We start from the raw sequence: 12,898 nt of genomic DNA, 5'->3' as shown, positions 1-12,898 counted from the left end.
TTGTGTAAGTTATCGTATATTTTTTTAAATTGTTTTTGTTCAATGTCTTTGGCTTATAAAGCCCATAATAAAAATTCTAGTTTTATTGTAGCTATTGATGGTACAGCAGCTTCAGGCAAGAGCCTCGTTTCTTCTATGTTAGCTGATAAATTTTCTTTATCTCATATAGAATCTGGGATGTACTACAGGATGTTTGCTTATAGATGCTTACAAGAATCTGTGAGTGATGTGGATCGCTGTGATGTCAGTGCTTTATTGGCTTTAAATGATCCATTTAATACTGAGGGTTTGGATGTTCTTGTATTAAAGAATGAAAAAATAGGGGTGTTAGCTTCAGAATTAGCGACAATAAAAGAGTTAAGATATGTAGTGAATCAACATATTAATAAGTTACTAGAGTCTAATAATAGGTTGGTGGTAGAAGGTAGAGATATATCTACGGTTGTTTTGCCTAATGCAGATTTGAAAATATTTATGATGGCTGATATAAATGTTAGGGCCGTAAGGCGCTATGAGCAGATTTATTCACGTGATATATGTGTTGATTTTAGTACTGTTTTATCTGGTATGCAAGCTAGGGATATTAGAGATTCAACTCGTGATTTGTCTCCTTTATCTGCAACAACAGATGGATTAGTTATCAATACTACATCTTTGTCTCCTGAAGATGTATTAATGAAAATAGATGAGTTTATATATTCTTGTGGTTAATGCTGAATTGAATGAAAATTTGAAATTTCAAATTTAATAATAACAATTTGTTTATACTTTAGTTATACTTTAAGTATAGACGTTTTATAAGTATAATTATGAATAATAGTAAAAAACGTTTTGTGCCTCAATTAACTGATTTTGAACCAGACCAGGAAGATTTTAGCATGTTGCTAAATCAATTTGCTAATAAGGATATACAGGAAAATAACGTAGTCAAAGGTAAAGTAGTAAATGTTAATAAAGACCTAGTTACGGTGGATATAGGATTTAAAAGTGAAGGTTGTGTAGCTTCATCAGAATTTGTTATAAATGGTCAGCTGGAATTACCTAATATAGGGGATATAATAGATATCTATATAGAAAAAATTGAGGGTATCAAAGGTACAGTACTTAGTAAGACTAAAGCATTAAGAGAAGTTTCATGGTCAGAAATTGAAGAATCCTTTAATAAAGGTGAAAAAGTACAAGGTGTGATATTCGGTAGGATTAAAGGAGGCTTTACTGTTGATATTAATGGAGTGGTAGCTTTTTTACCTGGGAGTCAGGTGGATGTCAGACCAATAAAGGATCTTACTACTTTGATGGGGGTTAATCAGACATTTCAGATACTTAAAATAGATAAAAAATTATCCAATATCATAGTTTCTAGAAAAGCAGTGTTAGAAGAATCGAGATCTGAAGCTAAAGAAGAGATGTTGGCTACAATTAAAGAAGGTATGATTTTAGATGGTGTTGTGAAGAATATTACTGATTATGGAGCTTTTATAGATCTAGGTAGTATAGATGGATTGTTACATGTTACCGATATTTCTTGGAGTAGGGTTAATCATCCTTCTGAAATATTACAACTAGGTCAGGAATTAAAGGTGGTAATAATAAAATATAATGAAGATATTAAAAGAATTTCATTAGGAATGAAGCAATTGGAGACCAATCCTTGGGATACAATTGTTGAAGAATTTCCTTTAATAACTGCAATGAAAGGTAAAATTACTAATATTACCGATTATGGAGCATTTATTGAATTGAAAGATGGTATAGAAGGCTTAGTACATTCATCTGAAATATCTTGGGGTAAGGTGAATTATAATCCCAGAAAAATACTGAAAATTGGGGATGAAGTAGAGTTTATGATTATAGCAATTGATATCGAAAAACATAGGATCTCTTTAAGTATGAAAAGATGTATGGAGAATCCTTTGGTGGATTTTATAGCAAAACATCCAGTCGGTACAGTGATTAAAGCACCTGTAAGAAATATTACAGATTTTGGTCTTTTTATTGAGGTAAGCCCTACCAATGATGGTATGATACATGAATCAGATATAAGTTGGGTTGATAAAGGCACTGATCTTATTAAAAATTACTCAAAAGGTGATTTAGTAGAGTGTAAAATATTAGATATTGATCTTGATAGAGAAAGGGTAATGTTGGGTATTAAACAGCTTACTCCTGAACCTGCAAGAGTAGTAAATGGATTGAGTAAAAATATGGTAGTGACATGTACTGTGAATGATATAAAAGATGAATTTATTGGAGTTAAAATTAATGATCATGTACACGGGTTTATTAAGAAATCTGAATTATCTTCTGATAAACAATATCAAGATACCAAGCAATTTCATATTAATGATAGTTTTGATGCTAAGATAATATTTATCAAGGATAATGGTAAAATCAACTTATCAATTAAGGCATTGGAATATGATCAAAAACACCAAGCCGTTAATGAAAATAATAAGGAAGCTAATGAAAAAAGTGAAGCCTCTGTTAAGGGTGAATCTAAAACTAATGTTGAAAGTGATATAACAATAAGTTCTGCTTCAAAACAAGAGGAGAATTGATCTACAATATTAGTTAATTATGCAGATTTTTATATGATGTAGATCAGTCAGCTTTAGTGGGATTATATTAAATGGATAGTATTATTATCAATGGTGGTAACAGGTTAAAAGGAGAAATATGTATTAGCGGATCTAAAAATGCTTCACTGCCTATTATGGCTGCTGCAATATTAGCTGAATCTGTGTTAGAAATATCTAATATCCCTGTTCTTTCTGATATAAATGTTATGAAAATATTGTTGGAATCTCATGGATGTATTATTGATTCTGATTTAGCAGATCATAGTTCAACATTTAAAATTTTTTCTAATAATATTAATCATTTTACAGCTGATTATAAGATAGTAAGTCAAATGAGGGCTTCTATTTGGGTGTTAGCTCCGTTATTAGCAAGGTTTGGGCGCGCTAGGGTTTCGTTACCTGGGGGTTGTGCTATCGGTGTACGTCAGGTTGATTTACATATTGAGTTACTTAGATCCATGGGGGCAACCATTGAAATAGTATCTGGATATATTATAGCAAATAATAATAAAAAAAAATTAGGAGGTTGTAATTTTTCTTTTCCTAAGGTATCTGTAGGTGCTACTATTACTGCCGTATTAGCAGCAGTAATAGCTGAAGGCGATAGTGTATTTCAGAATTGTGCCAAAGAACCTGAAATAGTAGCACTGTGTGAATGTTTAATTCAGATGGGAGCTAAAATAGAGGGCGTGGGTACAGATACAATAAAAATTTATGGGGTTGCCTTTTTATTAGGTACTAAATGTAAGATAATTCCAGATAGAATAGAATCTGGCACCTATATGATAGCTGTAGCAATAGCCCAAGGAGATTTAGTGCTACATAATTTGAATCCACAACATCTCATGAAATTGATAACTATATTGAGAAATGTTGGTTCTATTATTGATGTATATCAGTCAAGTATTAGGATTAGACATGATGGATTAATTTATCCGATCGATATCAATACTTCTCCATATCCTGATTTTGTAACTGATTTACAGCCTCCTTTTATGTCATTAATGAGTGTGAGCTCAGGGAAATCTGTCATACATGAGCAAATATTTGAAAATAGATTTTTACATGCTCATGAATTGATAAGAATGGGGGCTAATATCAGAATAGAACATAATAGGGCTATAGTATGTGGTGTTTCATCTCTTTCTGCTACTGATGTGATGTCAAGTGATTTAAGAGGCGCCGCAGCTTTAATCTTAGCAGCTTTGGTAGCTAAAGGTTCTACTAAAATACACAGAGTGTATCACCTTGATAGGGGATATCAAGATATAGAGCGTAAATTATCACTGTGCGGAGTAGATATTAAAAGAATTAAATCTACTTTTGTATAAAGTCGGTATGATGTTTTTGTCTTATTAGTTTATACGCAATTTTAATTAACCTATCTTTAGTCAAATGAAAATTGTTTTCAACCCACTTTTTCTTTAATATTTTTAGGTAAAATCCTATGTTTTGCCTTGGAGAACCAAGTTCAATTAGGTCATATCCATTTATAGGAAATTTAGGAATTGTTTCAATTGATATCAAAAATTTATACAATTTATTAATTTTCGTTGCAAATTGTTCTTTTATGGATATTGCAAGAATGAAATATTGATTAAAATATATAATATCATTTTCTAATCTCATCAATGTTAATTGATGCAGTAATTCATCAATTGTATACAGGTCAGATGAAATATCTTTTATGAAAGATATTAGGTTAAAAGTTATTTTAGCATCTTTTTTGCTAAATTTTAGACTGAGTATTTTGTCAATGCTTATATTTGTTAATGACAGAAATATTATTGAATATCTTGTGATTTTTGTTATTTCTAAATTATATTGTTTTGCAACTTGGACTATTTTATTCATTAAATCAGTATTTAATGAATATATAGGAATAATTTGTTCTAATATTTTACTGTTAAACATTAATTCAATTGCTTTATTGCATTGTTCTAAACTTAACAAGTTATCTAATTCCATCTTGATTCTTTCTTGAGATAATATTGCAAGATTTATTTTGAGTTCTATGCATGCATCTAATGATATCTTATGGAAATGATTTGAATATTTACAAGAAAAACGGAAGAACCTCAATATTCTAAGATAATCTTCCTTAATTCTTTGATATGGATCACCTATGAATCTGACTATTGAGTTTTTTAGGTCTTCTATGCCACCAAAATAATCATATATCTTATGCTCAATGGGGCAATAGCTTAGTGCATTAATGGTGAAGTCTCTTCTTAAAGCATCTTTAAAAAAACTTTTAGAAAATTCAACTTTAGCATGTCTTCCGTAACAAATTTTATCTTTTCTTAATGTGGTGATCTGAAATATCTCATCTTCTATTATAGCAGTAACAGTACCAAATTCTATCCCTGATTTAAATGTTTTAATTGATTTACCAGATAATATTTTAATTACATTATCCGGAATGATATCAGTAGCCAAATCAATATCTTGTGATGGTATATCTAGTAAAGCATCTCTCACTGCCCCACCTATTACTCTAATTTTGCCATTATGTTTTCTGATTTCTGCGAATATCTTGAAACAATGTTTAGAATGAATATTAAGTGTTTGTTTTATTATTTTAGCTATCTTTTCCATTTTACAATTTGATTGTGTTACAACATATTCGTAATGTAATTATCTATACTATTTTGTTATAGATTAATGATTATTATATTTAATTTTAGCTGATAACAATAGATTAATGGTTAAATTATTTTTGTAACCTAATGTTATTATTACTATTGTGGTAGCGATAGAGTTTAGTTTTTGGAGTTAGTTTTGGTAGTTAAATTTATCAGATATTACATTAGTTAAGATGTAACAATAATCAATAAAATACAGCTACAAACTGGGATTTTGTTTAATCTTATTATTTTATGTGAGATAATCTTGAAGGAGATATTAATAATTAATTAAGATATAAATCTTCTATTAAATATTGAAATATTTTATACAAGACTTACACATACTGTAGTATACAATGCCCTACGATGCACGATATAAAAAATTATTTTATAGTCAATCTGCAAAGAATTTTATTCCTATAGTAGGTTATTTCAATGACTGTACGCTTTTAACAAAAAACTCTGAATTGATCCAGACTATAAAAATATCTGGCCCTAATAAAAGTGATATTAGTAATATCGCTAATATTAGAGCAGATCTTCGTAGTATATTATCTGGCTTTGATAATCCCAGATTAGTTTTCTGGATCCATAACCTTTATAAACAAATAGATTATGATAATAAGAGTATAGAATATGATTCTCTGTTTTTTGCTAATTTCCATAAATATTGGGTGGATCTAAATGATGGTTCTTCTCATATGCTTAACGAAATTTATCTAACAATAGTTTATTGTAGTAATAGTTTTAAACTAGATATAGGCAATTTTAATAATTATTTTTTGAACAATATTGCAAATAGTATAAACCATAACTTGGTACATGCTTTAAAAAAAATTACAGAAATTAGTGATTCTATATTGTTAAGATTAAAGCATTATGATGTCTCTAGATTATCTATAAAAAAGGATTTAGAAAATGAAATTTGTTTTTCTGAAAATTTATTCATATATAAGTCTATTATACAGCTAGACCAATCATCAGTACCAGAGTTGAATTTTGTAGATATGTCAGAATATTTAGGCGAGCATAGTTATGCAATTAGTAACAACAAAATTGAAGTCGTGAGTAAGACAAATAAAAGTCGGTTTGCAGCAATTTTATCTATCAAAGAATGTACTGATCTGCCAGATTCTGTGATAAATAAGATATTACAATCAAATGTTAATATGATTATTACTGAGATATTTTATTCTGTAGTACCTACTGATCTTTCAGGGGATTTGACTTTACAGTCATATATTCTCGGTTTAAGTCATGATACTCAATTATTAACTGATATGAGCTTAACTAATTTTAGTGATAAGAATCATAAAGATAGTAAATTATGTTATCAACAGTTGTCTTTAATGGTTATAGCAGATACAGTCGAATTGTTAGAATATAATGTGTATATTTTATCTGAGATTATGGCTGATGTTGGTATCATAGTGGTAAGGGAGGATATTAATCTAGAAAAAATTTTTTGGTCTCAATTGCCAGGAAATTTTAAATTTGTTCAAAGAAAATATGTAAATTATCTAAGATATGTAGCGTTATTTGCATCCATTCCTACCTTACCCCAATTAGATTTTTCAGTTAGCCCCTTAGGAGAATTTATAACATTATTTCGTACTAAAGATTCTGTACCTTATCTATTCAATTTTCATGATCAAGATAGATCTGGTAGTAATTTCATAATTGGTACAGAGGATTCTGGAAAAAGTTTTTTACTCAATTTACTACTGATAGAAAGTTATAAATTTTTACCTAAGATTTTATATATCACCAACAATAGAGAAGCCTTTTTATTCGCTAATTTAGGGCATGCACTTTGGATCGATAATATTCGATCCATTTTTAACCCACTAATGATTGATTCTTCTGAAGCTTCTCGTGATTTTTTATTAGAATTTTTTAAAATTATCATGGGTTATTACAAGTCTACATTGGAAACTATTTCACTAGAGTTAATTACAAAATTTGTAGAAGAGATACTTTTGTTACCGGTGGAGGAGAGGTTACTTTCTTTAGTTATTGATAGGATAACTAAGAATAATCCTGAATATATAGATATTAAAAAAAGATTATTTGAGTTCACATCAGCTGGTAAATTTTATCAGATATTTGAATCTGATATCCCTTTTAATATTGAGAATTTTGGTATTTGTATTCTTAATTTGGAGCAGTTCGGAGAAGAGTTATTCAGTAAACAATATTTTCCTCAAGATCAAAGTTTACTGCATGAATTTAATGAGCAGTTGAATATATTATGTAATGTGAAAATGGCAATAATTTGGTCTGTAACTCATTTATATTATTTTTATAATAAGGATTCGCATAAAATAATCGCTATAGATAATATAGGCCATTTAGTAGATATCAAATCTTTTTCTACTCAGATTTCTAGATTGATAAATACTTCTCACTCGTATAACTCTGTATTTATTGCTACGTTAAATTTATATGATTTATATCTTGATGGCGATCAAGATATTTCAAATCTCTTAATGGAACAAGTCGCAACAAAAATATTGCTACCAATGAATAGAGCAATAGATAAACTAGATATAATACTCAATATTACTAAAGAAGACTGTAAGATGTTGCTGAGTCTTGATAATTTTATTGGTGAGATATTGATGATTAAAAATGGTAAGACTGTTATATTAAGACTCCCTAAAAATTTTCCTCCATATATTTGTAATATATTGTCATCTGACGATAATACAATTTCAATTTTCAATCAGTTCTCTGATCGTTATAAGGGTGTGGAATTAGAAAATTGGGTTTATGATTTTTTTAATGAATTGAATAAACTAGATGATATATGATTGCTGTAATTAATAATAGTATTAAACTATATTTAGTTATTTTATTTTGGATTATATCTCACAATATATATGCAGCTTATAGCTGGGAAGATAGCCCTACTAATATTTGCAGTCCATATCCAGATATAGTGAATAATTTTTGTCCTCCAATTAATAGCAATCTTAGTAGTAATACTTGTCTCTCGGATATTGGTTCTGCAGGTATAATTCACAATCTAATTCATTCTTCTCTGGATTTAAAAATAAATTTATGCGTAGAACCTATAGCCAGTAGTAGTTATTTTGTACCAAAGTTAAGATTAAGATATCAGATATGCGATGCTTATGAGTGCAATGAAGGTAACCAAATATTGCAAGGCCATGGAGATTGTAAAATTGTTCATTATAATCCTTATACTACTGATTTTATACGTGTTTGTTCTAGGATAGAAGATAACAGCGAGTCAAAAGATATTTCTGATATAAAATTTTGTGCATATATTGATAATAATAGTGACCTAAATTTTTATAGAACTGGTATAGAATATTTTGATGCAAGTAAATTTTTACAACCTTGGGATTCTGGTGAAAAACTAAAATGGCAAGATTTAATTACCTTAACAGATCAATTGTCAATAGTTCAGGTTTATATTAAAAATATAAACACTATTTATAAAAATGATATTTTGAATATGAAAAAAAGATATAATTTATTCTTTTTTGCGTATTTATTGAATAAATATCCAGATACATTAGCAGTTAATAAAAATATTATTACTGCAACACAGATAGGATGTACTAGAATACCAGATTCATTTTCAGTCTCCAATACTATCTTTGATAATTCTATTACAAGTAATTTTATTAAACTTGAACATGATTATGTGAATTCTAATGTTATTAAAACTCAGAGAATTTGTGAACATAATGAACAATCTAAAATAGATAACCCTTGCGTTAGGACATTGAGTGGTACTAAAAATAATATAATAAATAATATAGTTAGAGTTGGTTATGAATATATGCTACCACTATGTAATGTTGGTAATTATTCAAGATGTGTTAGGGTTAACCCTAGTAGTGATGAAATAACTTCTGGGATAATTGATACTCCTAGCATAAGGGAACAAAATTACCTTTCTCCAGTAATTGATGCTAACAGTAACAATTTAAAAAATACTTCATCACTAATATTATCAAATATCAAAAGAAAATCTATTGTAAGTAAATCTAGGCTAGTATATAGCGTTAGATTTGGAGGTCAATTTTTTATTAGCCATTTTTTCTTTGATGATGTGAATTTATGTCAAAATAATAGTGACGATTTTTGTCAAGAACTATGGGGAGTCAATTTAGGAGATTTTAAAGATATAATATTAAAATTTCCTGCAGAAGAAGATTCTCATGTCAATACTCCGCTTGAACAAAGTTTTACTTTAAGAGATAATATGAATGCTATAAAGGATTTTTCTGCTTCTATAACTCGTAGTGCCGGTATAAAGATAGAATATAATGATTTTCGTCAAGATCCAAACTATATTTGCGTATTTGATATTGATACGAAAACTGTTGTAGGTTGTGAGCCCAGAGCCAATATTGTAATACCTAAGATATATAAATGTGGTGATACTACTTCCCCCATTGTGTGTGATACAAGTGATATATATTATGAACCTAAATTTATAGCATCTATATCTCAGGATACAAATATTACTTCTACTATTGTTACTACTAATACCAGTAGGTATCCTACTAATACTAGAGGCCATAATAACTTAGCAGGCTATATATTTGATTCTTTTGTAACAGATGAATCTTATAGATATCAGCCATTTGATGGTATTAAGTCTATAGGTCCGAGCACAATAGGAGGTTATTATAAAGATTTAATATTAGATGGTACCAATAGTAATGTATATCTACATGGTATTGAATATTTAAATGGGCAGTATATCAGAGGAGGGAAATATGCTTGTTTAAAAATATCAAATTGGGTGCCTTGTAGTAGTAATACTACACAATGTGTTTTATCCAAAATAGTAAATAACAAAGTTAGTAATATATTGAGTGATAGAGTGTTTCCTGATTTACCAGGAGATATTAAAAGTTATAAAGATTATTTTTTAAGTAGTGATAAATTCTATAATCCCAATACAAATGCAGCACATATTAGTAGTAATTATGGAATAAGAAATAAACATCCGATAGAAATGGGGTTATGTGTTGAGATACCTCAACCTAAGTGTTCTGAATATACTGATGATCAAGGTAGGATTTTTGGAACATCAGATATAGGTACTGAAGTTAGTGGTAGATATTGTGTTTTAGACCCTAATAATTTGAATGTCACTAAATGGACAGATGCTGATTTGCCTTTAAAGGATAAGATCAATTACTTAATTAAAAGTTTTAAATTAGGGAAGATATATGATTTTGGTGATATATCTAGTTCATTCCCAATAGAAATGTATGATGCTTATATAAATCCGGATGCGAAACTTATATATGTTAATTATCGCTCTGAAGGTAACAACCGTTCTGGTAATACACTAACTATGGGGTATATTATAAGGCGAGTTTCCTCTGGTAGCAATAGCAGTATTTATAGTGTATCGCCAGTTTCATCTAGTAGCAATAGCAGTATTTATAGTGAATCGCCAGTTTCATCTAGTAGCAATAGCGATATTTATGATGAATTTTGGATAGATTTTGATCTAAGGCTTAAGCTTAGTAAGTTGCTTTTAATGTCTTATGCTTCTAAGGAAATGGTATATAGTAAAGATAATAGTAGCATTTGGAGACGTACTGAATATTGGAAAGATACAAATGGCAATGCGATATATCCCACAAAAATTTTTAAAACAAGATAGTAATGTTAGAAAATTTTGAGGATTTGTAATTATTTTATTTTTTATATTCAATATAATATTTGTTTGAATTTCTTAAATCCAAAATTTTGTAATTTGATTCAAATAATTTGCTGTTCTTATAGAGCTTATATATATAAATATAGGCATTTTTAAAATTTTTTTCAGGCATTTTTACTGTGATATTCTGTTCTAGTATTAGATCCCATCTACGTTCTCCGTATCTTGTAGCATAGAGTAATTTTTGGTATATACTAGGGTATATTTTAAGGTCATTAATAAGATTCGTTACTTCTATATTTGCGCTTTTACCTATTATGTGTATTAAATTGCTATATTTCTCTATATATTTTTCTATATTTTTTACGTAGATTATTTCTCCATTATCATCCACTAGATTTATAGAATTATTATATTGCCATATTGCAACAGGTGATTTTTCTGTTATCGCAATATGTATCGTATTTGGTAATCTTCTTTCTATTATTGCGTGTTTTATAAAAGCATTTTTTTCTAAGCATGCTCTTATATTTTCTAAGTCAATATTTAAAATTGATGTTTGAGTTTGATTTTTAAATAATCCTAGCAATTCTTTATCCGTAATATTTTTTTGTCCTTCAATGATTAAAAATTGTATTTTAAATCCATATTTATAACTTAAGATGTTAAGATAATTTATTACAGATTTTTTAGTATTATCAAATATGTCGGTGAAAATGGATAAGCATATTATTGTGATTGTTACTAATAATAAAAAAAATTTAATTTTATAATAAAAACTATACAAGGATCTAATAAAACTGATACTATCTTTACTGTGTTTTAATCTGTTAGTTTTATTCATTTTCAAATGATGCTGTTTCAAGTATTTTTAATACTAGTTCTTTATATGTTATACCATAAAAATTTGCAATTTTATTGGAAACAGAAGATTGGTATATACCAGGATTGGTGTTGATTTCAAGTAAGTAGTATTTATTATTTTTTTCATCATATATGAACTCTATTCTGATTATGGATTTACATTGTAATATATTGAACAATTTCTCAGAAATTTTTAGTATTTGAGAGTATAAATCTTTATTAATTGGGGCGGGTAGCATATGTATTGATGGACCAAAATATTTTGTTTCATAATCTCTGAATCTTTTATTTTTTGCTACTGGTGTTTCAGCAATCCCTAGCGCTTTACCATCTAATACTACCACTTGTAATTCTCTCCCTTTAATATATGGTTCTACTATTACTTGATCACCATATTTAAATTGATAATTGCTAAAGCAGAAATTATCAGACTCAAATATTACCTCTACTCCGATACTTGAACCTTGTGATAGAGGCTTTATAACATATGGAGGATCTATTGGATGCCCAATTATATGATCATTTTTAGAAATTATAGTATAATCATTAGTAATAACGTTATTAAATTTAAAAATAATATTTGCAATATTTTTGTTAAACAACATACCAGAAGTGAGTACCCCGGAGCTAGTATATGGTATTTTCATAATATTTAATAATCCTGCTATACACCCATCTTCAGAATATGTACCATGGAGTGCATTGAAAACTATATCGGGCTCCAGTTTAACAAGAGCTTCGTATACATCACGCCCCATATCTACAAATGATACATAGTAATTTGTGTTAATTAGTATCTCTATTATTCCGGCTGCAGATTTATACGATATCTCTGCTTCAGAGGACATCCCCCCCCCTAATACTACCAAATGTTTTTTTTGATTTTTTATAGTATCTTGCCTCAGTATATTTACAGATGTACCATATTTCTTTAGGTCTTCTATTATATCTTTAGGTTGTATATTGAGTTCACTATATTTTATAATTTTGGATTGTTTAATCCTATTTATTTCTTTCATGTCCTTTGATAAAAATTTATTTAATTATAGTTGTAGCATGTAACGAATTATATTGATTACATCGGTAATATTGATTTACTATGGTATTAACCTTTGGTGTTTATACTAAATTAATCAATATAAAAATCAACTTATTTTAGTTTCAAATTA

8 protein-coding genes are annotated in these 12,898 nt (G+C 28.5%); 5 read left to right on the top strand and 3 right to left on the bottom strand.

What is annotated here, in order from left to right; translation table 11 throughout:
- The first annotated feature begins 42 nt into the window (after positions 1-42).
- The 3 genes from cmk (at position 43) to murA (ending at position 3,910) form a co-directional block, all read left to right on the top strand.
- Positions 43-711: a (d)CMP kinase gene (gene cmk / locus IHI24_RS03400; RefSeq protein ID WP_194966660.1), complete on the top strand. Its 669-nt coding sequence runs from the start codon at positions 43-45 to the stop codon at positions 709-711.
- A gap of 98 nt (positions 712-809) precedes the next feature.
- On the top strand, positions 810-2,558 hold the full coding sequence (locus tag IHI24_RS03395; protein WP_194966659.1) for a 30S ribosomal protein S1: 1,749 nt from the start codon (positions 810-812) through the stop codon (positions 2,556-2,558).
- Positions 2,559-2,629: 71 nt separating this feature from the next.
- A complete protein-coding gene (murA, locus tag IHI24_RS03390; RefSeq protein ID WP_194966658.1) occupies positions 2,630-3,910 on the top strand; it encodes a UDP-N-acetylglucosamine 1-carboxyvinyltransferase in 1,281 nt (426 codons plus the stop codon).
- On the opposite strand, the gene IHI24_RS03385 is transcribed toward murA, so the two are convergent.
- Complete coding sequence (locus tag IHI24_RS03385; RefSeq protein ID WP_194966657.1) at positions 3,897-5,177, bottom strand: CCA tRNA nucleotidyltransferase; 1,281 nt, start codon at positions 5,175-5,177, stop codon at positions 3,897-3,899. The two genes, murA and IHI24_RS03385, sit on opposite strands and share 14 nt — an antisense overlap.
- A gap of 385 nt (positions 5,178-5,562) precedes the next feature.
- Between IHI24_RS03385 and IHI24_RS03380 the strand changes: the two genes are divergently transcribed.
- Both IHI24_RS03380 and IHI24_RS03375 read left to right on the top strand, forming a co-directional pair.
- A complete protein-coding gene (locus IHI24_RS03380; protein ID WP_194966656.1) occupies positions 5,563-8,019 on the top strand; it encodes a VirB4 family type IV secretion/conjugal transfer ATPase in 2,457 nt (818 codons plus the stop codon).
- Positions 8,016-10,868 (top strand): hypothetical protein, encoded by a 2,853-nt coding sequence (locus IHI24_RS03375; RefSeq protein WP_194966655.1) that lies wholly within the window; start codon positions 8,016-8,018, stop codon positions 10,866-10,868. Before IHI24_RS03380 ends, IHI24_RS03375 begins: the two co-directional genes overlap by 4 nt.
- Before the next feature lie 34 nt (positions 10,869-10,902).
- Here IHI24_RS03375 and IHI24_RS03370 read toward each other — a convergent pair whose 3' ends face one another.
- Both IHI24_RS03370 and IHI24_RS03365 read right to left on the bottom strand, forming a co-directional pair.
- Positions 10,903-11,709, bottom strand: coding sequence for a cell division protein FtsQ/DivIB (locus IHI24_RS03370; RefSeq protein WP_194966654.1), 807 nt, complete (start codon positions 11,707-11,709; stop codon positions 10,903-10,905).
- A complete protein-coding gene (locus tag IHI24_RS03365) occupies positions 11,702-12,748 on the bottom strand; it encodes a D-alanine--D-alanine ligase (protein ID WP_194966653.1) in 1,047 nt (348 codons plus the stop codon). Before IHI24_RS03365 ends, IHI24_RS03370 begins: the two co-directional genes overlap by 8 nt.
- Positions 12,749-12,898 lie beyond the last annotated feature (150 nt).

This window comes from Rickettsia endosymbiont of Cardiosporidium cionae, from assembly GCF_015476335.1.
In the GTDB taxonomy this organism is placed as follows: domain Bacteria; phylum Pseudomonadota; class Alphaproteobacteria; order Rickettsiales; family Rickettsiaceae; genus JADHZC01.
The sequence above is the reverse complement of the archived record's forward strand: the minus strand, read 5'-3'. Positions and strand labels throughout refer to the sequence as shown.